The sequence below is a fragment of the Arenivirga flava genome (genome assembly GCF_030161575.1).
Lineage (GTDB): Bacteria > Actinomycetota > Actinomycetes > Actinomycetales > Microbacteriaceae > Arenivirga > Arenivirga flava.
Genome location: NZ_BSUL01000001.1, coordinates 466,341 through 487,271 on the forward strand (window position 1 = coordinate 466,341; position 20,931 = coordinate 487,271).

Below are 20,931 nucleotides of genomic sequence, written 5' to 3' on the forward strand. Positions count from 1 at the left end.
TTGCGGCGTCCTTACCGAGCAACGTAGGAAACGCTACGTTTCGGCGGTGTTACGCCTCATCGACCTTGCCAACTCCGTGCCAGATCGCCGTCCCGGAACCCCGTAGGGTGCGGATGCAGGGCGATCATGGCCGCGGAAACGTGGCACGAAAGTTGCCGGATCGCTTGCCACCGCCGCCGACGCCGCCGACGCCGAGGCGCCCATCCGTCCCGTCGAACCCGAGGAGCCGATCGTGCAGCCCTCCCGCCGCGTGCAGCGCCGCGTCACCCTCACCGAGATCGCCGCGGCCTGCGGCGTCGCCCCGTCGACCGTCTCCCGCGCCCTGTCGAACCCGAACCGCGTGAGTCCGCAGATGTACGAGCGCGTCGCGCGCAAGGCGCGCGAGCTGGGCTACGGCTCGGCCGCGATGGCCGAGCAGCGGCGCCGGGTCGCCCGCGGCACCATCGCGCTGCTGCTGCCGAACCTCACCAACCCGTTCCTGCTCGACTTCATCCGCGGCAGCCAGGCGCAGGCGCAGGCCGCGGGTTTCCTGCCGCTGCTCGCCGCGAGCGAGGAGAGCGAGCAGGTCGAGGCGGATCTGCTCGACGAGCTCGCGCACTCGGTCGACGGCATCGTCGTCGTCTCGCCCCGATCCGACGACGCGCTGCTCGCGCAGATCGCCGAGCGGGTGCCGCTGGTCGTGCTCAACCGCGACGTACCGTGGATCTCCGGCGTGCTCATCGACACCGCGGCGGGCGTGGCCCAGGCGTTCGAGTACCTCGTCTCGCTCGGCCACGAGCGCATCGCCTACGTACGCGGGCCGGCGACGTCCTGGACCGACAAGGCGCGTTTCGCCGCGCTCGAGGCGGTCGCGGAGCGCAACGCCGCCGAGCTCGTCGCGGTCGGGGCGTTCCGGCCGACGCTCGCCGCCGGTGCCGCGGCGGCCGACGCGGTGGCCCTCGCTCGGGTGAGCGCCGCGATCTTCTTCAACGACACCCTCGCGATCGGTGCGCTCGGCCGCTTCCAGCAGCGCGGCATCACGGTGCCCCGTGACATGAGCGTCGTCGGCTGCGACGACGTGTTCGGCGCGTCCTTCACCTCGCCGCCACTGACCACGGTCACCGCCTCCGGCGAGCAGGCCGGTCGGGCGGTCACCGACCTGCTGCTGAGCGGCTTCATGGCGAAGGGTCGCCCGCACCGGCTCGACTCGCTGGCGACGCACCTCACCGTGCGCGAATCGACCGCGCCCGCGCCCTCCGCCTAGCCGTCGTCTCTGCGCCCGTGCACGCGCCGGGCGAGTGCAGCGCGTCGCGATGAACCCCCGCCCCAGTGGGCGGAAGATGCGCCGCACGCGCGTCCGAGAAGCACGTGGTGTCCCCTCGGGTCGTCGCTGCACGACCTCCCGAGGAGCTCCTCCGAGGGGAGCCGCGATCCGCCGTGCGGCACCACCCGTGCCGTCGCGAATGGCAAGAACGTTGCCAGATCTGCGACGGTCCGCATCCGCTCGTTCCCGCTGGATCGGGGGATCGCGTGGCGCTCTCGGCACGCGCTTGGCAAACCCGAGGCTATTTACCCCGTTGTAACAAGCCGTTGCCTAGCGTTCACTCACCGGCCACCGCGCCGGTGCCTCGCACCGCTCCACCCCACCTGCTGCGGTTCCGTCACTGCAACGCCGCAGCAACTCGAAGCACCACGAGAGGAACCACCGTGAAGTACACCCGAAGCGCTCGTCGCACCGCCGTCATCGCCGCCGGCGCCGCGACCACCGCGCTGCTGCTCAGCTCCTGCTCGGCGACCACCGACGCCGAGCCGTCGGGTGACGGCGGCGGGCTGACCGGCGAGCTCGTCATCACCGCCTACGCCTCCATCTGGGAGGAGCAGTACCGCGCCGCCGTCATCGACCCGTTCCTCGAGGCGAACCCCGGCGTCTCCGTCACCTACAACGCCCGGCGCTCCTCGGCCGAGATGCTCAGCGCCCTGCAGGCCGAGGGATCGGCAGCCACCAGCGACGTCGCGATCATGGACGTCTCGGTCGGCAACACCGGCAACGCCACCGGCCTGTTCCGCACCTACGACGAGACCGAGGTGCCGAACCTCGCCGATGTCGCCCCGGAGTTCCAGAACGCCGACGGCTACGGTCCGGTCGTCATGGCCGACGCCGTCGGCCTGCTCTACGACGCGCAGACCTTCGACGAGGCGCCCGACAGCTGGGAGGCGCTCTGGGACGACGACTACGCCGGCCGCGTCTCGGTGATGGCCCCGCCCTCGGGTCTCGGCATCAACCTCACCGCGATCACGGCCGACCGCATCGGCGAGGACTTCACCCAGGGCATCGACGAGACCATCGCCGAGCTGCAGGAGCTGGCCCCGAACGTGCAGACCTGGGTGCCCAGCCCCGACGAGTACCAGAGCGTGCTCACCGGGCAGACCGTGCTCGGCATCGGCCAGAACGCCCGCGGGCAGTTCTACGCCGATCAGAGCGGCGGCAAGCTCGGCGTGACCATCCCCGAGGAGGGCACGGTCTACCAGCTCAACACCATCAACATCCGGGAGGGCTCCCCGAACGAGGAGGTCGCGCTGGCCTTCGTCGACTACGCCCTCTCCGCCGAGGCGCAGGAGGCCTTCGCCGCCGCGCTCTTCTACGCCCCGACGGTGACGGATGCGGAGCTGCCGGCCGAGGTCGCCGATCGCGTCGTGCAGACCGACGGCTCCACGAACGTCATCGAGCTCGACCAGGCGTGGCTCTCGACCGTGCGCGAGGCGTGGAACGAGCGCTGGCAGCGCGAGGTCATCGGCTGACCCCGAGCCCGCATCCGATCGAACCGCTACCGGAGACACCCATCATGACCGCCGTCAAACTCACCCTCGATCGACTCACCAAGCAGTACCGGGCAGGCCTCGCGCCGGCGGTCGACCGTCTCGACATGGAGGTCGAGGAGGGCCACCTCGTGGCGCTCCTCGGCCCCTCCGGTTGCGGCAAGACCACGACGCTGCGCATGGTCGCCGGCCTCATGGACCCCACGGCCGGACGCATCGTCGTCGACGGGCGCGACATCACCGCCACCCCGGTGCACGAGCGCGGGATGGGCATGGTGTTCCAGTCCTACGCGCTCTTCCCGCACATGGACGTGGCCGCCAACGTGGCCTTCGGGCTCCAGATGCGCAGGGTCGCGAAGAGCAAGCAGACCGAGCTCGTCAGGAACGCGCTCGACATGGTCAAGCTCGGCCACCTCGCGAGCCGGCACCCGAAGGAGCTCTCCGGCGGCCAGCAGCAGCGCGTCGCGCTCGCCCGCGCCCTCGTCGTCGAGCCGACGCTGCTGCTGCTCGACGAGCCGCTGTCGAACCTCGACGCGAAGCTCCGCGAGACGATGCGCACCGAGATCCGCTCGATCCAGCGCCGCACCGGGGCCACGACCCTGTTCGTCACCCACGACCAGGACGAGGCGCTCGACATGGCGGACCGCATCGCGGTCATGAACGGCGGGCTCATCGAGCAGTTCGGCACGCCCGCCGACATCTACGAGCGCCCGCGCACGCGCTTCGTGGCCGACTTCATCGGCCGGGCCAACCTCTTCGAGGCGAGCGTCGCTGCGGCGTCGGGCACCGGTTCGAAGGGCGAGACCGTCTACCGCATCGACGTGCCCGGGATCGGCACCTCGGAGGCCATTGGCGAGGCGGGCCTCGAGGGCTCGCAGCGCACCGTGCTCGTGCGGCCGCACCGCGTGCAGGTCGAGCTGGGCGCGCAGCCCGGGGGTCTCACGGGCACGATCGAGAACGTGAGCTACACCGGCGACGCGCTCGGCTACAGCATCCGCCTCGGCGACGTGCTGCTGCAGGTCGAGCGGCACACGGCCGACGGCACCATCCCCGCTCGCGGCGAGCAGGCGACGGTCCGCTGGGCGGCGGAGGACGCCTACGTGCTGCCGGAGGAGGTGCGGGCACCGTGACCGCCACGCAGGCGATCCGCACGGTCGCGCAGGGGGAGCATCCGCCGCTGCAGCGCAGCGCCGAGGAGCGGCGCAGCCGCACCAGGCAGCGCCGCACGTTCTGGCTGCTCGCCGCGCCCGCGATCCTCGGCCTCTTCGGCAGCTTCGTCGCCCCGCTGCTCTACATGGTGCGGATGGCGTTCAACCGCGGCTCCAGCGACGGCGTCATCGAGGAGACCTTCACGCTCGACACCTTCGCCCGAGCGGTCGAAGACCCGTACTACTGGAAGGTCACGCTCGACACGTTCCTGATGGGACTCACCGTCGCGGTGCTCTGCGTGATCGTCGCGTACCCGATCGCGCTGTTCCTCATGCGCTCGCAGAGCCGGTTCAAGAGCGTGCTGATCGCCCTGGCCATCGCACCGCTGCTCACCTCGGCGGTCGTGCGCACCTACGGCTGGATGGTGATCCTCGGCGGCGGTGGCCTCATCAACGGCACGCTCATTGACCTCGGGCTCATCACGATCCCGCTACAGCTGGCGAACAACTTCACCGGCGTCATCATCGGCCTCACCGAGATCTTCATGCCCTACGCGATCCTCGCCATGATGTCCGGCTTCGGCAAGCTCGATCCGCGCCTCGAGGAGGCGGCGGGCTCGCTCGGCGCCAACCGCATCCGCACCTTCCTCAAGGTCACCCTGCCGCTCAGCCTGCCCGGCGCGCTGGCCGCCGGCCTGCTCGTCTTCGTCCTCGCCATCAGCACCTTCGTCACGCCACGGCTGCTGGGCGGCGGCGCGGTGCGGGTGCTCGCCACCGAGATCTACGACCAGGCGACCGGCCTCATCAACTGGCCCTTCGCGGCCGCCCTGTCCATCCTGCTGCTCCTGCTCTTCGGCGCGATGATCGCCGGCTACCAGGCGCTCGTCCGCAAGTTGGGAATCGACCGATGACCGCATCCGCTCCCGCCCCGTTCAAGAAGCGCGTGGACGGTGGCGCCATGGCCTTCCGCGTGATCGTGGCGCTGTCGTACCTGTTCCTGCTGGCACCGCTGCTCATCGTGGTCGTCATCGCGTTCAGCTCGAACCAGTACCTCTCGTTCCCGCCCGAGGGCTTCACGCTGCGCTGGTTCGCGGAGCTGCCGCAGCAGGCCGGCTTCATGCAGGGCCTGCAGACGAGCCTCATCACGGCGAGCGCGGCGACGCTCATCGTGCTGGTCATCGGCGTCTCGGCCGCGCTGGCGCTCGACCGCTACGACGTGCCCGGCAAGGCGGCGCTGTCGTCGTTCTTCCTCTCGCCGCTGCTCGTGCCGACGATCGTGATCGCGCTCGGCCTGGTGCTGGTCCTCGGCCCGCTCGGCCTCACGAACACCTACGAGTCGATCGTGCTCGGCCACATCGGCATCACCCTGCCGTACGTGGTGCGCACCACCCTCATGAGCCTGGCGACGAGCGACACCTCCTGCGAGGAGGCGGCGCGGGTGCTCGGTGCGAACGCCTTCACCGTGTTCCGCAGGGTCACGCTGCCGATCATCCGGCCGGGCGTGATCGCGGGCGGCGTCATCGCCTTCATCGTCTCCTTCGACGAGGCCGTCATCTCGCTGTTCGTCGCCGAGTCCGGCCGCCCGACCCTGCCGGTGCAGATCCTCCGCTACGTCGAGTACTCGGCGGATGCGGCGGTCGCGGCGCTGTCGGTCGTGCTCATCGTGTTCAGCGCGGTGGTCGTGGTGGTCGTCGAGCGGCTGATGGGGCTCAAGCGCACCCTGGCCTGATGCGAGCGGATGCGGGTCGCGCCGCCCGCGTCCGCTCGGGGGCTCCCGCGGAATGGCCGCGGGGCGCCCCCTCGCCGATCAGGCGGCGCCGAGCGTCTCGTCGGGCACGAAGTCGAACTCGGTGAAGTCGGCGACCTCGACGAGCCAGCGCTCCTGCACGAAGGCCTGGTGCACCGGGTGCTGGTCGTAGGCGGTGTAGGCCGCCTGGTCCTCGAACGCCATCGAGAACTGGAACTGCAGATCGCTGTGCCGTCCGGTCTGGCGGGCGATGGTGAAGTCGTGCACCCCGGGGATGCCGGTGAGGTCGCGTCGGGCGGTGCGCAGGAAGTCGGCCTCCTCGGCGGAGCCGGACTCGTGGCGCAGCGTGAAGCAGACGGTGTGGATGATCATGATCCGAGGCTAGCTCCGAACCTGCACGGTGCAGGGGATCGCGCGGTCGGTGGCGGGGCTCGCGCCGCACCCGACGACGCTGCTACCGTGGCGCCGAAGCACGGGAGTCCGATGAGTCGGGCTGAGAGGGAGTTCTCCAACTCCGACCGTCGAACCTGATCCGGATCATGCCGGCGCAGGAAGCGATCAGCAGGGCCATGCCAGGTCGGCGTGCGTCCTCCCGTGCTCTCGAGCACCGGGAGCGAACCGCATGACCACCACCTCCATCGCCCGCACCGCCGCCGAGGCGGCCGAGCTCCGCGACGACCCGCTGCGCTTCGGCGTCGGCGCGCGCGTGACCGTCTCGATCATGGCCGACGACTACGCGGCCGTGATCCTGGGCGCTCTCGCCGCCACCGATACCAGCGGACTCGTCGTCGACACGGGCGACGTGAGCACCTACCTGGGCGGCGCCGAGGGCGACCTGCTGCGCGCGATCACGCAGCTCACCGCATCCGTCGCCGCCGGCGGGCACCACGCCAGCGTCACCGTGCACCTCTCGCGCGGCTGCCCCGGCGAGGCGGTCTGCGAGCTGTCCGGCGGCGCCGGCGCGCGCGGCGTCGAGACGCTGCGGGGCGAGCGCACCGGCCGCTGGACCGCGGCGGAATGGGCGCTCTACCCGCTCGCCGACGCCCCGGGCGCCGACCACATGAGCGACATCCACGCCGCCATCGACTTCGCCCGCGGCAACGGCACCTTCCGCGGCAGCGAGCACTTCGTCACCCGTCTCGAGGGCGATGTCGGCGACGTGCTCGCCACCGCCTTCGCCGGCTGGACGCTCGTCGGCCGCAGCGTGCAGCACGTCACGAGCCACCTGACGCTGTCGCTGAACAGCCCGTCGCACGCGGGGGTGCAGCGATGAGGCGGCTGGCCCTGCGCGACATCGTGCTGCTCGTCATGCTCGGCGTGGTCTTCGGCTTCCTCTACTGGGCGCTCGTGCAGGCCTGGAACGGCCTCGCCATCGCGATGGGGCCCGCCGGCGACCTCGCGCAGCACGTGCTGCTGGGCGGTTGGCTGCTCGTCGCGCCCATCGCCATCGCGATCATCCGCAGGCCGTTCGTCGGCATCCTCGCCGAGGTCATCGCCTCCGTCATCGAGGTCGTCTTCCTCGGCTCGCCGGCCGGACCCACCCTGCTCATCGCGGCGACCCTGCAGGGACTCGGCAGCGAGCTGCCCTTCGCCCTCACCCGGTACCGCCGCTTCGGCTGGTGGGTCTACGCGCTCAGCGGGGTGCTCGGCGCCCTGCTCGTGTTCTTCTACTCGGCGTTCCGCTTCGGGTGGTTCGGGCAGGAGATCCTGCTGCTGCGCCTCGGCATGCAGCTCGTCTCGGGCCTCGTGCTCGGCGGACTGCTCGCTAAGGTCATCGTCGACGCGCTGCGGCGCACCGGCGTGCTCGACGAGTTCGCCATTGGTCGAGCGGATGCGGCGCTCGGCGGGCCCCGCCGTGTCGGCTGAGCCGGTCGTCGCGACCCGCTCGCTCGAGGCCGTGCTGCCCTCGGGCGATGGCGTCGGCCCCGTCGACCTGTCCCTGGGGCCGGGGGAGCGGATGCTCGTGCTCGGCCCCTCCGGCAGCGGCAAGAGCACGCTGCTGCGGCTGCTGCACGGTGCGATCCCGCACGCCTTCCGGGCGACGGTGAGCGGATGCGCCAAGCTGGCCGGCCACGACGTCGCCTCAGCTACGGTGGCCGGCCTCGCCGCGCACGCCGGGGTCGTCGCCCAGGACCCGGTCTCGGGGGTGTGCCTCGCCACGGTCGAGCAGGAGGTCGCCTTCCCCCTGGAGAACCTCGCGATGCCCCGCTCCGCCATCGAGCCGGCCGTCGATGTCGCGCTCGCCCGAGCCGGGGCGGCGCACCTGCGCCACCGCGGCACGGGGGAGCTCTCCGGCGGCGAGCTGCAGCGCGTGGCCCTCGCCGCCGCCATCGCCGCCGAGCCCGCCGCGCTGCTGCTCGACGAGCCCACGGCGATGCTCGACGCCGCCGGCATCGACGCGGTGCGCGCCGCCCTCGAGACGGCGCGCGCGGCCACCGGCGCCGCGAGCGTGCTCGTGGAGCACCGGCTCGACGAGCTGGCGGGCGACGCGGGGGCCGCCGCGCTGCCCGAGCGCTGGCTGGTGCTCGGACCCACCGGGCGGGTCCGCTGGCAGGGGCACCGGGAAGCGCTCGACGTCGAGACCTTGCGCGAGCTGATCGCGCTCGGCTGCTGGCTGCCGGCCGACCTCGAGCTCGCGGCGCTCGCCGGGGACCGGGACCTCGAGCTCGAGGCGGCGCTCGCCGCGGTGCTGGGGGAGGCGAGCCGGGCGAGCGGCCGGTCCGGCGAGCTCGCGGTCGGCCCCGACCCGTCGGCGTCCTGCGATCCCGGAGCGGGTGCCGTCGCGTCCGTGACGACCCCGGCGGCTCGCAGCGATCCGCCGGGCACCGGGCGCGTGCATCCGCTCGGCGCCCTCACCGCCGAACCGCTGCTGCGCGCCGAGGGAGTCGCCGTCGGGCACCGCCGCGCACCGGTGCTCGAGGGGTTCGACCTGGCGCTGCGCCCCGGGGAGGTCGTGGCGCTCGTCGGCGCCAACGGCACGGGCAAGACGACGCTGCTCACCGCGCTGGCCGGCCTCACGCGTCCGCTGGCCGGCAGCGTGCGCGGCGAGCGCGCCGGCATGGTGTTCCAGCACCCCGAGCATCAGTTCGCCGCGTCGACGGTCCGCGCCGAACTGGCCGTCGGGCTGCCCGCATCGCTGCAGGACCGCATCGGTCCGATGCTCGAGCGCTTCGGGCTCGAACGGCTCGCCGAGCGCAGCCCGCACCGGCTCTCCGGCGGCCAGCAGCGCCGGCTCAGCCTGGCGGCGATGCTCGTGCACGAGCGCCGCGTGCTGCTCGCCGACGAACCGACCTTCGGTCTGGACCGCCACGCCGCATCCGCCGCGCTCGGGGCGCTGCGCGAGGCCGCGGACTCCGGGGGCGCCGTGCTGCTCGCCTGCCACGACCTGCGCGCGGTCGCCGCACACGCCGACCGCGTGCTCGTGCTCGCGGACGGCCGGCTGCTCGCCGACACGACGCCGCTGGCGCTGCTGCGGGACGAGCGGATGCACGTCGCCGCCGGCCTGCGCCCGTCGCGCCTGCTGCGCGCCCTCGCCGCCCGCGCGGTCGACGACGCCGCGCTGCGCGACGAGCTGGCCCGCCTGGAGGCCGCGGCGCAGGCGCTGCGCGGCGAGGTCGACCTCGGCGGGGCGCCGCCGGCTGTCGACCGGGGGATCAGCTCCGCGCATCCATTCGCCACCGCCTCGACCGGGGCTCCCGCGTGACCGCCGCCGGCGTGGCTCCGCTCGCCCGCCGCAATCCCACGGCCAAGGCCGCGGTGCTGCTGGTCGTCTCGCTCGGCGTGATCCTGCTCGACGCGCCGGCGCCGTTGCTGGCGCTCTGGCTGCTGGCACTCGCCGTCGCGCGCTGGGCGGCCGGGATCGGCTGGCGCCGGCTGCTGCTGGCACAGCTGCCGTTCCTGCTCTTCGCGATCGGGGTGGTGTCGGTCAACGCCCTCACCCGGCCCGGTGCGCCGCTCCTCGACGCGCCGGTGCACCTCTCGGCCGAGGGCACCGTGCTCGGGCTCGCCTTCGCGCTGCGCGGCTTCGTCATCGGCACGGCGAGCCTCGCGTTCCTCGCGTCGACGCCGCCGCGCGAGCTCATGACCAGCCTCGTGCAGCACGCCCGGCTCAGCCCCCGCTACGCGGCGGCGCTGCTCGCCGGGCACCGCATGCTCGAGGCGACACCGGAGCGCTGGGCGACCATCCGCGCCGCCCAGACGGTGCGCGCTCCGCTCGACCGCCGCGGCCGTCCGCGCTTCGGCCTCGCCGGCTTCGGGCGTACCGCGTTCGCGTTGCTCGTCGTCTCCATCCGCTCCTCGGAGCGCATCGCCCTCGCCCTCGAGAGCCGCGGACTCGGCGACGGCCCGCGCACCGTCTGGCACCCCGTGCCGCTGACCCGAGCGGATGCGCTCCTGGCGGCCGCCGTGGCCCTGGCCGTCGCCGCCGTGGTCGCCGCCTGCGCGCTCACCCTCGGCTGGCACGCGGTCTGACCCGCCCAACCCCGACCCCTCTTCACCAAAACGAAGGAGATCTCGACGACACGCCGGTTGCAGGGCGCAACACGCCGGCACCTCGCCGCGAGCTCCTTCGTTTTCGAAGGGACGACGCACCTCAGGCCGAACAGCTCGGCGATGTCAGCGCGGCATGCCGACCATCGCTGTGCGTGGCCGCAGTGCGGCGCCGTCCACCGTTGTGCGCGGCCGCGGCTCAGATGAGCCCGCGCAGCAGCTCCTCGGGACTGCGGCCGGCGGCCTTGGCGCGCTGCAGCAGGCGCCGGTGCTCGGCATCGTCGAGCCGCAGCGTCAGCTCGTGCGCGGGCGCGGCGGCCTCGTCGAGCTCGAACAACCCGTCGAAGAGGGTGTCGGCGGCAGGCTCGGCGAGCACCCGCTCGGCGGGACGCGCGGTCACTGGCGCGGGCGCGCCGCCGCCGCGGGTGAAGCCCGGTCCGCTCGGCACGGCCGTGCCGCGCTGGAACGCCTCGGCCGCGGCACGGGCGCGCACATCCGCCGCCTCGTTGAGGTCGTGGCCGGCATGCCCCTTCACCCACTCGAAGCGGTAGCGGCGCCCCTGGATCGCGGCGTCGATCTCCTTGAGCAGCTCGACGTTCATCACCGGCTTGCCATCGGCCTTGCGCCAGCCCTTGCGCTTCCAGCCCGGCATCCACTGCGTCACGGAGTTGATCACGTATTGGCTGTCGCAGAGCACCAGCAGATCGTCGTCGACGTGCGCGGTCGCCCGGAACAGCTCCAGCACCGCCTGCAGCTCGCCGATGTTGTTCGTGCCGTGCGGCCAGCCGCCCGCGGCCCAGCAGTCGTCGTCCACGTACCAGGCCCAGCCCGCCGGGCCTGGGTTCTTGAGGGCGGATCCGTCGGCTGCAGCGGTGATCGTCACCGACCCATCGTAGGGAAGCCCGAGGACACGAGCGGATGCGCGGCCGGCCGCGCCGCGCCGCGCTCCCACCCCATGACTCATCACCCGAACGACGACTCAGCACCGCAGAAGCTGCTGAGTCGTCGCTCGGATGCTGACTCGCGCACGGCGTCTCCGCGCCAGGGGCAGGTCACACCGTGCATCCGACGTGTCGCCTCGGAGACGGGGAGCCGCCCCAGGCTCAGCGCAGCAGCGCGGCCGCGAGCGCCGCAGCGGTCTCCGCAGGATGCGTCACGGGGAACAGATGGCCCCCGGGCGCCTGCAGCACCTCCGCGCCGAGCTCGGCTGCGAAGCGTTCCTGCGTAGGTCGACGCGGATCGCCCTCGGCGCAGACCACCAGCAGCGGGCCCTGCGGTCGCCCGATCCGATGCGGCGTCCGCAGGCGCGAAGCCGCGCTGTCGAGCGGCAGAGCGGAGCCGAGCGGAGCGGATGCACCGTAGCGGTGGAAGGTCGCGATGCGCAGCCGCTCGGCCAGTGCGGTCGACCACGGTGACCGGTGCGCGGCAAGCAGGAGGGCGCGGAGTGCGGGCCTGCCGGATCGGCGCCGCGGAACGCTCGGCGCCAGAAGAATGGTCGTACCGTCGATCGGCTCACCCAGCGCGTCGAGCGCGCCGAGCGAATGCGCGATCGCAGCGACCGGCCAACCCTGCATCCGCTCCAGCAACGGGAGGTAGTCCTCGTGCGTGAGCGGGAAGCCCGGGTGGACGCGGATCACGAGCGGATGCGCCTACAGGCCCCGCCGCATCCGCTCGATGCGCGTGCGGTTGTGCACGGTCACGGCGAGCAGCTCGCTGCCGCCGACGACGAGAGCGATGATCGCGCCGACGACGAGCGCGGACCACGACTGCGGCAGCGCCGGTGCGTCGAGCAGGGGGAACAGGATCGCGAACAGGGAGCCGGCGCGCAGCAGGTGCCGGTGCCAACCGTGGGACGGGACGCCGCGGCGGTAGGTGAGGGCCTCGGGTCCTGCATCGCGAGCATCGAGCAGCGTCCCGACGAGTACGCCCGCGATGCCGATGGTCAACAGGATGATGTGGGCGGCCCCCATGCGAGCAGTCTCCTGAAGTGGGGGAGCACCCCGCAACCCTCAGCAGTCGAAGCGCTCGCCCTCCGGCTGCGACGACCGCAGCAGCATGAGCGCCAGCACGAACGGCCCGAGCGGAAGCCCCGAGACGAGCAGCCAGAGCCCCGAGAAGTTCGCGTCGTGCAGCCGCCGCACCGCCACGGTGATGCCGGGCAGCACGGTGCCGAGCGCCAGGGCGATGAAGAGCATGTTGGCGGCCACGACCAGGCCTGGCGTGGTGCCCTCCGGCCCCGTCGACTCCAGGACGGGGAACGTCGCGAAGGGTCCGGCCAGACTCAACACGACCGGGTTCGCCCCGTAGCCGAGCAGTGCCGGCACCCCCGCGACCAGCACCAGCGACACGGCGGCCTGCACGAGCATCCACCACCAGTACTCGCTGCGACTGGCCCTGCCGCGGATGCGCAGCCCGTGCGACAGGAACCGCCCCATCGCCTGCGCGAGCGTCGCCCCGCGCAGCGGTGCGTCCCGCACGTCGATCTCGTCGACGATCCCCATCCGCCCCATGCCTGCGAGCCTAGGCCCGAGCGCGCCAGGATGGTCACCACCACCCGAACGGAGCCCGCCCATGCCCTTCGCCGACGAGCTGCTCGGCCCCGAGCAGGCCGCCGCCATGACGCGCAGCATCGCCGGCGCCCTCGGTCGGCGCCCCGAATCGCTCGCCGCCGCCGAGTCCGCGCTCGCGCCCCTGGCCCTGCGCGAGCGGGCCGATCTGCTGCGCGACGCACTGCTGGCGGATGCACCGGCCGGCTACCCGGCTCTCGCCCGCCTCGTGCGCGACGCGGCCGCCGACCCGGCGCTCACCGGATGGACGATCTGGCCCGTCCTCGGCGCGATCGCCCAGCGCGCCGTGGAGGACGGAGGAGCGGAGGCGTTCGACGACGCGATGGCGCTGCAGGCCGAGCTGACGGGCAGGCTGACGGCCGAGTTCTCCGTCCGCACACTGCTGCGGCACGACCCCGACCGCGGCCTCGCCATCATGCTCGGCTGGACGACGCACCCCGACGAGCACGTGCGCCGGCTCGCCAGCGAGGGCAGCCGCCCGTTCCTGCCGTGGGGCCTGCGCGTGCCGGCGCTCGTCGCACGCCCGGAGGCGACCCTGCCCATCCTCGATGCGCTGGAGCGCGACGAGAGCGAGTACGTGCGCCGCTCGGTCGCGAACCACCTCAACGACCTCAGCCGCGAGCACGGCGTGCTCGTCGTCGCGACGGCGGCGCGATGGCTCGAGCGCCCAGCGCCGACGACCCCCGCCCTCGTGCGCCACGCGCTGCGCACCCTCGTCAAGCGCGGCGACCCGGCGGCGCTCGCCCTGCTCGGCTTCGCCCCGGCGAGCATCGAGGTCGACGGCCCGGTGCTCGACGCCGTCTCGGTGCCGATGGAGGGCTCGATCGGCTTCTCCGCCGAGCTTCGCAATGCCGGCGACGAGCCCGCCCGCATCGCGATCGACTACGTCGTGCACCACCGCAAGGCGAACGGCGCGTTCACGACCAAGACCTTCAAGCTGACGACGGCCGCGCTGCAACCGGGCGAGCGGATGCGCGTGGAGCGCCGCCACCCGTTCCGCACGATCACGACCCGCCGCTACCACCTCGGCGAGCACGCCATCGCCCTGCAGGTCAACGGGGTCGCCACCGAGCCCGCGCGCTTCGAGCTCGTCGCGGCGGAGTAGGACCCCTACCCCACGCTCGCCAGCGCGAACGGCAGCACCGCATCCGCTCCCGCCCGGCGCAGCGCGCGCCCGGCGACGGTCAGCGTCCAGCGTGAGTCGACGAGGTCGTCGACGAGCAGCACCGGCCCGCGGTGCCCTGCGAGCGCCGCGGCCAGCGCGGGGCCGACCGCGAAGCCCTCCCACACGCCGCTGAGCCGGTAGGCGCTGTTCACCGAGCCGTCGCCTCGACGGGTCGGGGCGCCGTCGAGGTCGAGGGTGCCGAGCAGCGGCAGGCGGCCGATGGTCGAGACGGCCTGCGCGAGCGATCCGACCAGTTGGGGGCGGCCGCGCGAGGGCATCGCGACGACGGCGGTCGGGCGCTCCGCCCAGGGCCAGTCCTTGAGGGTGCGCACGCAGGCGTCCACGAGCGGCGCGGGAACGGGCCCGTCCGCGGCGCCTGGCGCGAAGAGCGTGCGCAGCGGGCCGCCCCAGCCGAGGTCGGTGAGGCGCGCGACGACGCGGCCCTCGAGCACGCGCTCGCCCGGGTCGAGCTTGCCGCGCACGGGCACGCCGAGCGACTCCATGCCGCTGGGCCACTGGGCGCGCGGGGCGATCTCGACCCCGACCCCGTCGAGGGCGCGGGCGGCGTCGCCCGAGGCGTCCTCGGGCACGTCGCCGGGGTACCAGGCCCCGGCGCAGACGTCGCAGCGGCCGCAGGGGGCGGCGGCGGGGTCGTCGAGCTGCTCCTGCAGCAGCTGCATGCGGCACGAGCCGGTGCGCTCGTAGTCGAGCATCGCCTGCTGCTCGTCCTCCCGGGCCCGCGCGACGCGCTCGTAGCGGTCCGCGTCGTAGGTCCACGGATGGCCGGTGGACACCCATCCGCTTTGCACCCGACGCACGGCGCCGTCGACGTCGAGCACCTTGAGCAGCAGCTCGAGGGTGGTGCGCTTGATGTCGACGAGCCCCTCGAGCGCGATGGTCGACAGCGGACGCTCGGTGTCGAGCGCGGCCAGCACGGCCTCGGCGCGCTGCTCGGTGGGCATGGAGGCGCTGGCGAAGTACTGCCAGATGTCGCGGTCCTCCGGCCCCGGCAGCAGCAGCACGTCGGCGTTGTCGACGCCGCGGCCGGCGCGGCCGATCTGCTGGTAGTACGCGACGGGGGATGAGGGCGCGCCGAGGTGCACCACGAAGCCCAGGTCGGGCTTGTCGAAGCCCATACCGAGAGCGCTGGTCGCGACGAGCGCCTTGAGCTCGTTGCGCTTGAGCTGCTGCTCCAGCTGCGCGCGCTCCTCGCTGTCGGTTCGCCCCGTGTACGCGGCCACCGCGTGCCCGGCCCGACTCAGCAGCCGCGCGGTGTCCTCGGCGCCCGAGACGGTCAGCGAGTAGACGATGCCGCTGCCCGGCAGCTCGCGCAGGTGCGCGAGCAGCCAGCCCAGCCGGGCCCGCGCATCCGGCAGCCGCAGCACGCCGAGGCGCAGCGAGGCGCGGGCGAGCGAGCCGCGGATCGTGAACACCGGCGCGCTCGACCCCGAGGTCAGCTGCTCCTCGACGTCGGACACCACCCGCGAGTTCGCGGTCGCGGTGGTCGCCAGCACGGGCACGCCCTCGGGCAGCGAGCGGATGAGGGCGGCCAGCCGCCGGTAGTCGGGCCGGAAGTCGTGCCCCCAGTCGCTGATGCAGTGCGCCTCGTCCACCACCAGCAGCCCCATGCGCGCCACGAGCGACGGCAGCTGCTCCTCGCGGAACCGCGGGTTGTTGAGCCGCTCGGGGCTGACGAGCAGCACATCGACCTCGTCGGCGGCCAGCGCCGCCTGCGCCTGCTGCCACTCGTGCGCGTTCGCGGAGTTCACCGACACGGCCCGCACCCCGGCGCGCGCCGCCGCCTCGACCTGGTCGCGCATGAGCGCCAGCAGCGGCGAGACGAGCAGCGTCGGCCCCGCACCGCGCCGTCGCAGCAGCAGCGACGCCAGGAAGTACACGGCCGACTTGCCCCATCCGGTGCGCTGCACCACCAGGGCGCGCCGCCGGTGCTCCACCAGCGCGGAGATGGCCTCGAGCTGGCCGTCGTGGAAGACCGCATCCGCTCGCCCCGTCAGGGCGCGCAGCGCCTCGAGCGCCTCGTCGGTCAGCTCGGCGGAGGGGGCGTCGTGCGCTAGGTGGCTCATCCGCACCATGGTCGCAGGAACCGCCGACACCGGCTGCGAGGATGGACGCACCGTCAGAGAGGACACCCCATGCAGCACCACCCCGCCCCCGTCTCGACCGCGAGCTCTCCGCCATCGGCCTCGGCACCTGGCAGCTCGGCGCCGACTGGGGCGACGTCTCCGAGGACGACGCGCTCGCCGTGCTGCGCGCCTCCGCCGACGCCGGAGTCACCCTCTTCGACACCGCCGACGTCTACGGCGACGGCCGCTCCGAGGCGCTCATCGGCGCCTTCCTGGCCGAGCGGACGGCCGAGCGAGCGGATGCGGGCGTCACCGTCGCCACGAAGATGGGCCGCCGGCTGCCCCAGGAGCCGGGCAACTACACCCCCGAGCACTTCGCGGAGTGGACCCGTCGCTCGCGCCTGAACCTCGGCGTCGACCGCCTCGACCTGGTGCAGCTGCACTGCCCGCCGAGCGCCGTCATCGACGACGACGCCACCTACGACGCGCTCGACGCCCTCGTCGCCGAGGGCTCCATCGCCGCCTACGGGGTCTCCGTCGAGACCAGCGACCAGGCGCTCGCCGCCATCGCGCGCCCGAACGTCGCGAACGTGCAGATCATCATCAACCCGTTCCGCCTCAAGCCCCTCGACGCGGTGCTGCCGGCGGCGGCGGATGCGGGCGTGGCGATCTTCGCGCGCGTCCCGCTGGCCAGCGGCCTGCTGAGCGGCAAGTACACCGCCGAGACGACCTTCGCCGAGAACGACCACCGCACCTACAACCGCGACGGCTCGGCGTTCGACCAGGGCGAGACGTTCTCGGGCGTCGACTTCGCCACCGGCCTCGAGGCGGTGCGCGAGCTGCAGACGGCGCTGCCCGACGGCGTGAGCCTCCCGGCCGCGACGCTCGCCTGGATCGCCGGCCTGCGCGGCGTGACCACCGTCATCCCCGGAGCCCGCAACCTGCGGCAGGCCGAGTCGAACGCCGCCGCCGCGCAGCTGCTCGACGACCGCACCGACCTCTCCGGCTTCGACGCCGCCGTGCACGAGGTCTACGACCGGCTGCTGCGCGCGGAGGTGCACCCGCGCTGGTGAGGGCCGACGCGGACGTGTGCTGAGGCTCGCGCCCTAGGCTCGACGCCATGAGCGCCCCGATCGTCGACCTCGCCCTGGACCTGCCCGAGCACTGGCTGCCCGTGCCCGTCGAGCGCGACCTGCACGCCGGACGGGCCTGGGCGATCGACCTCGCCCAGCAACGGGGGCGACCCCGGCGCTCGCCGGCGCGCTCGCCGCGGAGCAGGCGCGTCTCGCGCTCGAGGAGCCGCTGATCGGCCTCGTCTTCGTGCCCGACGCCCGCGCCGAGCGCCTCGAGGCGAGCCTGCGCATCGACCTCCTGCAGGCGGAGGGGAGGGGGCGATCGACTCGCCCGAGGCCTTCCTCGCCGGCATCGAGGCGGAGGCGCGGGCCGCCGGCGCGCGCGAGGTGCGCTCGTGGTCGTCCCCGCATCCGCAGGGCGCCGTCGCCGGCATCTCGTCGGTGCAGGCCGCCGCCGGTCCGGGCGGCCGCGGCGAGGCGCTGCTGCGCAGCACGATCGTGCTGTTCCCGGACGGCGCCGCGCAGGCTGTGCGCCTGGTGCTCGACGCGCACCCCGTCGCGAGCCCCGCGCTGCGCGATCCGCTCGCCGCTGCGAAGCGCCTCGCGACCTCGCTGCGGGCCGTGCTCGAAGCGTGAGCCGGATCAGGCGCGCCCTTCGACCACCTTGCCGATGAGCAGGGCGTACTCGCCCGTCGAAGTCGGACGGTAGACGGGCACGCCGTGCAGCGCCGCGGCGCCGGTGAGCGCGGCGCCGAGCCGCGCGACCTCGTCCGTCTCCATCACTACGTCCAGCGTGAGCGTCAGATCACCGGGCGTTCGGCCCGTGGAGTCCTTCGACCAGAGCCGCACGAGCTTCGCGTCCTCGGGCGGCTGCACGAGCGCGCGCACCGCCTCGCCGTCGTGGAAGGCGAGCGTCGCCGCGATGCTGCCGTCGCCGCCGTTCATGGCCATCGCCGCGCCCCACCCCACGATGGGCACGCTGCGCTGGGCGCGGTTGCGCGCCGAGTCGTCGTAGAGGATCACCCCTCGCACCATCGACCACGGCAGCGAGCGGATGCGCGGCAGCGTGATGCCTTCCGCCCCGACGGACACGGTGGTACCGCCCACGGCGGCGCGACGGAGGTTGCGATGCCGCAATCGGAGCGACTTGCGCACGGTGAAGATCATGGCCAGCAGGAAGAGCCCGCCGACGACGAAGAAGGAGACGTGCCCGTATCCGCTGACGATGACGACCGCGAGCAACACGACGACCACGATCGACGCCAGGAGGGCGCCGACGATGCTGCCGGTATTCCACCGGCGCGCCCGTGCGAGCAGGCGGGGCGAGAGCACGGCGTCGTGCCGGCCGCCCGCGCCGAGGTGCTCGGCCCATCGCCGATCGAGCTCGCCGGGAGGCGTCGCCGACGTCACCGCACTCCGCCCTGCGCGCGCAGCGGGTTGCGGTCGTCGGGCAGCGGGCGGTCGAGGCCCTGGCGCAGCGCGGCCTGCAGCGCATCGAAGTGCGCGCCCTCGAGACGGATGAGCGGTGCGTTCAGCGTCGACTTCGCCGCGGCGCCCCAGCTCAGCCCGACGTACCCGACCCGATCCTCGTTCGCGGTCCACACCATGACGACGGCCGGGCCGCGCTTCACCTGCTCGGGCAGCGGCGTGTACGCGCCGGGGTCGCCGGAGGCGTAGGCCCCATGCAGCGCGTCGAACTGCTCCGGCGACATCGCGTGGTAGCCCTCGAAGCGCTTGTGCAGCACCGCACCGCTCGCGGCTCTGGTCCAGACGCGGGTGCCCGCGCCGACGAGCGCCATGACGGCCGCGACCGCCAGGCCGGCGGCGAGGATGATGATCGCCACAGGCAGGAAGCCCCCGCCGTATCGGTAGCGCACGCGCGAGGCGTCCTGCGCGTTCTCACGACCCTGCTCGGCGAGGTCCAGGAAGTTCGCCGCCGAGTACACGATGGCCGCGATCGCGACGATGATGGCGAGGACGGCGAGGACGGTGCGCACGGTGGAGCGGCGGCGAGCCAGCTCGGGCGCCTTGGCGAGGGTCGGATCGTAGAGGCTCACCCGCACATCCTGCCCGTTCGGGTGACGGGGGCGCGACTAGACTCGCCCCGACCGATCCGCATCGACCCGGGGGCTGACATGACCGATCTTCGCGAGGAGCGCTGCGCCGAGCTGCTGCCCGTCCTCTCCGCCATGACGCCGCTGCTCATCGAGGTGCAGGGCGACAGATCGCGGGCGAAGGAGCTGCTGCCGCTCGTCGCGCAGCTGCGCGCGGTCGCATGGAAGGGCGCCGAGGGCGTCGACGCGGCACCCTACCGCCAGTGGATCGCCACCTCCGAGAGCAGCCTCGACGCCATGGAGGAGGCCCTGCGCGACGGCGATACCCAGAAGGCCTGGCAGCTGTTCGCCGACCAGTCCACCGGCGTCAATCTGCTGGGCCAGGCCTGCGCCGACTGCGCCGGCTGGTAGATTGGCTCAGCCGCAGTCGACGGCGACGTCTTCGGGTGCGGTGACCGCCTCGGTTCCGCTCCAGTCGGCGAAGTCGATGCTGGCGTTGCCGCTCACGTCGCCGACGACCAGTCGCTGCGGCAGCGGGGCGTAGACGGCGCTGACGGTGAGGGCTCCGACCGGTGCCCCTCCCGCGCCGACGACGATCTCGGTGGTGCCGCCGCCGTCGGCCGGCGCATCCACGCCGAGCTCCGCACCCCCGAGCGCCTCGTCGATCAGCTGCGCGGGATCGGTGAGCGTGCGCCACTCCGTGACCAGGTCGTCGTCCGGGGTGAGGCACACGAAGCCCGAGACGAAGCGCTCGTCGCCCACGCGCTGCGCGTAGGCCGCGTTGCCGCGCAGGTACGCGGCGCCGTCGGCGACGATGAGCTCGAGCTCCTGGCCCTCCACGGTCAGCTGCGCGCGGTACGCGCTGGCCGTGCCCGCGACGGCGAGGTCGATGCGACGCCCGGGCACCGGCGTGGCGTCCTCCACCGGCACCGACTCCTCGATCCATCCCTGCATCCGCCCGCCGCCGCCGGCCCGCACGGCGTCCACGACGCGCTGCAGGGCGGTGGGCCCGTCCAGCAGCCAGATACCGTTCGCTGTCTCATCGTCGATGTCGACGGCCTCGAGGTCGACCCCGGCGGGCGCCGGCGGCGGCTCGATCTCGTCGCCGACACTGCAGCCCGCCAGCGCGGCGATGGCGATGGACGCCGCGACGAGGCGCAGCACGCGGAGCCTCCGGCGAGGGGTCATCGGGCGTCGGCGACGCACGCGCTGCGCGCGCCCTGCTCGTCGAGCGCGGCGGCGTCGAGGCTGACCTCCGCATCGGCGTTCGCGTGCGGTCGCACCACGAAGCAGGTGCCGTCGTCGAAGCCGCCCTGCGCGAGCGGCAGGCCGACCGGGAACCAGGCCTCGTCGCCGCTGCGGACCAGCTGCGACATGTCGAGCACTTCGCCGCCGTTGACGACGTAGAGGTCGACCGGCTCCTCGGCGCCGGTCCAGGTGAGGTGCGCGTTGCCCTGCCCGACCTCGAGCTGCACGTCGTCGACCCGGTCGGGGCCGTCGGAGAGCAGCCAGAGCACCAGGAACACGCCCGCGGCGATGAGGGCGGCCAGGGTCAGCGCGACGGAGACGATGAAGGCGGGGTGCTTCCAGAGCGGCCGGGGCTTCGCGACGGTCTCGTCGAGCTCCGGGATCACGCTCTCCGTCGCGACGATCGGTCGCTTGGCCGCGGTGGGCGCGCCGGTTGCGCCGATGTCGGTCTGGCCCGACTCCCGGCCGAGCACGCGACGGCGTCCGCCAGCGGATGAGGGCGCCGCGTTCGGGGCGCGGTTCACGTCGGTCACGAACGTCCCCTGCAGATTCGAGTCGCGC

24 protein-coding genes and 1 riboswitch are annotated in these 20,931 nt (G+C 73.4%); of the genes, 14 read left to right on the plus strand and 10 right to left on the minus strand.

Going from position 1 to position 20,931, the window contains the following annotated elements:
• Nucleotides 1-232: 232 nt before the first annotated feature.
• The 5 genes from QQK26_RS02285 (at nucleotide 233) to QQK26_RS02305 (ending at nucleotide 5,673) form a co-directional block, all read left to right on the plus strand.
• Entirely contained in the window at nucleotides 233-1,243 is a 1,011-nt protein-coding gene (locus tag QQK26_RS02285; protein ID WP_284229642.1) for a LacI family DNA-binding transcriptional regulator, read from the plus strand.
• A gap of 443 nt (nucleotides 1,244-1,686) precedes the next feature.
• Complete coding sequence (locus QQK26_RS02290) at nucleotides 1,687-2,778, plus strand: extracellular solute-binding protein (RefSeq protein ID WP_284229644.1); 1,092 nt, start codon at nucleotides 1,687-1,689, stop codon at nucleotides 2,776-2,778.
• A 44-nt stretch (nucleotides 2,779-2,822) separates the two neighbouring features.
• On the plus strand, nucleotides 2,823-3,926 hold the full coding sequence (locus tag QQK26_RS02295) for an ABC transporter ATP-binding protein (RefSeq protein WP_284229645.1): 1,104 nt from the start codon (nucleotides 2,823-2,825) through the stop codon (nucleotides 3,924-3,926).
• Complete coding sequence (locus tag QQK26_RS02300; RefSeq protein ID WP_284229647.1) at nucleotides 3,923-4,855, plus strand: ABC transporter permease; 933 nt, start codon at nucleotides 3,923-3,925, stop codon at nucleotides 4,853-4,855. The genes QQK26_RS02295 and QQK26_RS02300 overlap by 4 nt, the downstream gene beginning before the upstream one ends.
• Nucleotides 4,852-5,673 carry an ABC transporter permease gene (locus QQK26_RS02305; protein WP_284229649.1) on the plus strand — a complete coding sequence of 274 codons (822 nt, stop codon included), beginning with the start codon at nucleotides 4,852-4,854 and terminating at the stop codon, nucleotides 5,671-5,673. The genes QQK26_RS02300 and QQK26_RS02305 overlap by 4 nt, the downstream gene beginning before the upstream one ends.
• 78 nt (nucleotides 5,674-5,751) lie before the next feature.
• Here the strand turns inward: QQK26_RS02305 and QQK26_RS02310 are convergent, their stop codons facing one another.
• Nucleotides 5,752-6,063 (minus strand): Dabb family protein, encoded by a 312-nt coding sequence (locus QQK26_RS02310; protein WP_284229651.1) that lies wholly within the window; start codon nucleotides 6,061-6,063, stop codon nucleotides 5,752-5,754.
• A 90-nt stretch (nucleotides 6,064-6,153) separates the two neighbouring features.
• Nucleotides 6,154-6,262: riboswitch (TPP riboswitch) on the plus strand.
• Between the two features lie 51 nt (nucleotides 6,263-6,313).
• On the opposite strand from QQK26_RS02310, the gene QQK26_RS02315 reads away from it, so the two are divergent.
• The 4 genes from QQK26_RS02315 to QQK26_RS02330 are packed head-to-tail and all read left to right on the plus strand — an operon-like array spanning nucleotide 6,314 to nucleotide 10,161.
• On the plus strand, nucleotides 6,314-6,964 hold the full coding sequence (locus QQK26_RS02315) for a YkoF family thiamine/hydroxymethylpyrimidine-binding protein (RefSeq protein ID WP_284229653.1): 651 nt from the start codon (nucleotides 6,314-6,316) through the stop codon (nucleotides 6,962-6,964).
• A complete protein-coding gene (locus tag QQK26_RS02320) occupies nucleotides 6,961-7,557 on the plus strand; it encodes an ECF transporter S component (protein ID WP_284229655.1) in 597 nt (198 codons plus the stop codon). Before QQK26_RS02315 ends, QQK26_RS02320 begins: the two co-directional genes overlap by 4 nt.
• Entirely contained in the window at nucleotides 7,547-9,394 is a 1,848-nt protein-coding gene (locus tag QQK26_RS02325; RefSeq protein ID WP_284229657.1) for an ABC transporter ATP-binding protein, read from the plus strand. The genes QQK26_RS02320 and QQK26_RS02325 overlap by 11 nt, the downstream gene beginning before the upstream one ends.
• Nucleotides 9,391-10,161, plus strand: a complete 771-nt coding sequence (locus tag QQK26_RS02330) for an energy-coupling factor transporter transmembrane component T family protein (protein ID WP_284229659.1) — start codon at nucleotides 9,391-9,393, stop codon at nucleotides 10,159-10,161. Before QQK26_RS02325 ends, QQK26_RS02330 begins: the two co-directional genes overlap by 4 nt.
• A gap of 217 nt (nucleotides 10,162-10,378) precedes the next feature.
• Here QQK26_RS02330 and QQK26_RS02335 read toward each other — a convergent pair whose 3' ends face one another.
• The 4 genes from QQK26_RS02335 to QQK26_RS02350 form a co-directional block, all read right to left on the minus strand.
• Nucleotides 10,379-11,062: an RNase H family protein gene (locus QQK26_RS02335; RefSeq protein WP_431307976.1), complete on the minus strand. Its 684-nt coding sequence runs from the start codon at nucleotides 11,060-11,062 to the stop codon at nucleotides 10,379-10,381.
• A 220-nt stretch (nucleotides 11,063-11,282) separates the two neighbouring features.
• A complete protein-coding gene (locus QQK26_RS02340) occupies nucleotides 11,283-11,816 on the minus strand; it encodes an alpha/beta fold hydrolase (RefSeq protein ID WP_284229661.1) in 534 nt (177 codons plus the stop codon).
• Nucleotides 11,817-11,828: 12 nt separating this feature from the next.
• Nucleotides 11,829-12,149 (minus strand): hypothetical protein, encoded by a 321-nt coding sequence (locus tag QQK26_RS02345; protein WP_284229663.1) that lies wholly within the window; start codon nucleotides 12,147-12,149, stop codon nucleotides 11,829-11,831.
• A gap of 39 nt (nucleotides 12,150-12,188) precedes the next feature.
• Nucleotides 12,189-12,689, minus strand: a complete 501-nt coding sequence (locus QQK26_RS02350; RefSeq protein WP_284229665.1) for a DUF805 domain-containing protein — start codon at nucleotides 12,687-12,689, stop codon at nucleotides 12,189-12,191.
• A 61-nt stretch (nucleotides 12,690-12,750) separates the two neighbouring features.
• On the opposite strand from QQK26_RS02350, the gene QQK26_RS02355 reads away from it, so the two are divergent.
• Nucleotides 12,751-13,851 (plus strand): DNA alkylation repair protein, encoded by a 1,101-nt coding sequence (locus QQK26_RS02355; protein WP_284229667.1) that lies wholly within the window; start codon nucleotides 12,751-12,753, stop codon nucleotides 13,849-13,851.
• Between the two features lie 5 nt (nucleotides 13,852-13,856).
• On the opposite strand, the gene QQK26_RS02360 is transcribed toward QQK26_RS02355, so the two are convergent.
• Nucleotides 13,857-15,995 (minus strand): RecQ family ATP-dependent DNA helicase, encoded by a 2,139-nt coding sequence (locus QQK26_RS02360; protein WP_284229669.1) that lies wholly within the window; start codon nucleotides 15,993-15,995, stop codon nucleotides 13,857-13,859.
• A 41-nt stretch (nucleotides 15,996-16,036) separates the two neighbouring features.
• Here QQK26_RS02360 and QQK26_RS02365 point away from each other — a divergent pair, with 41 nt between their 5' ends.
• The 3 genes from QQK26_RS02365 (at nucleotide 16,037) to QQK26_RS02375 (ending at nucleotide 17,704) form a co-directional block, all read left to right on the plus strand.
• Nucleotides 16,037-17,068 carry an aldo/keto reductase gene (locus QQK26_RS02365; RefSeq protein ID WP_284229671.1) on the plus strand — a complete coding sequence of 344 codons (1,032 nt, stop codon included), beginning with the start codon at nucleotides 16,037-16,039 and terminating at the stop codon, nucleotides 17,066-17,068.
• Between the two features lie 47 nt (nucleotides 17,069-17,115).
• The gene (locus QQK26_RS02370; RefSeq protein WP_284229673.1) at nucleotides 17,116-17,301 is read left to right on the plus strand and encodes a hypothetical protein; all 186 of its coding nucleotides are present in this window, start codon (nucleotides 17,116-17,118) and stop codon (nucleotides 17,299-17,301) included.
• A gap of 154 nt (nucleotides 17,302-17,455) precedes the next feature.
• Nucleotides 17,456-17,704, plus strand: coding sequence for a hypothetical protein (locus QQK26_RS02375; RefSeq protein WP_284229675.1), 249 nt, complete (start codon nucleotides 17,456-17,458; stop codon nucleotides 17,702-17,704).
• Nucleotides 17,705-17,710: 6 nt separating this feature from the next.
• Here the strand turns inward: QQK26_RS02375 and QQK26_RS02380 are convergent, their stop codons facing one another.
• Both QQK26_RS02380 and QQK26_RS02385 read right to left on the minus strand, forming a co-directional pair.
• Nucleotides 17,711-18,478, minus strand: a complete 768-nt coding sequence (locus QQK26_RS02380) for a hypothetical protein (protein WP_284229677.1) — start codon at nucleotides 18,476-18,478, stop codon at nucleotides 17,711-17,713.
• On the minus strand, nucleotides 18,475-19,125 hold the full coding sequence (locus tag QQK26_RS02385; RefSeq protein ID WP_284229679.1) for a hypothetical protein: 651 nt from the start codon (nucleotides 19,123-19,125) through the stop codon (nucleotides 18,475-18,477). Before QQK26_RS02385 ends, QQK26_RS02380 begins: the two co-directional genes overlap by 4 nt.
• A 78-nt stretch (nucleotides 19,126-19,203) precedes the next feature.
• Between QQK26_RS02385 and QQK26_RS02390 the strand changes: the two genes are divergently transcribed.
• Nucleotides 19,204-19,533: a hypothetical protein gene (locus tag QQK26_RS02390; protein WP_284229681.1), complete on the plus strand. Its 330-nt coding sequence runs from the start codon at nucleotides 19,204-19,206 to the stop codon at nucleotides 19,531-19,533.
• Between the two features lie 6 nt (nucleotides 19,534-19,539).
• Here QQK26_RS02390 and QQK26_RS02395 read toward each other — a convergent pair whose 3' ends face one another.
• Both QQK26_RS02395 and QQK26_RS02400 read right to left on the minus strand, forming a co-directional pair.
• Complete coding sequence (locus tag QQK26_RS02395; RefSeq protein ID WP_284229683.1) at nucleotides 19,540-20,286, minus strand: hypothetical protein; 747 nt, start codon at nucleotides 20,284-20,286, stop codon at nucleotides 19,540-19,542.
• A gap of 20 nt (nucleotides 20,287-20,306) precedes the next feature.
• Nucleotides 20,307-20,903, minus strand: a complete 597-nt coding sequence (locus tag QQK26_RS02400; protein WP_284229688.1) for a hypothetical protein — start codon at nucleotides 20,901-20,903, stop codon at nucleotides 20,307-20,309.
• Nucleotides 20,904-20,931: the final 28 nt, after the last annotated feature.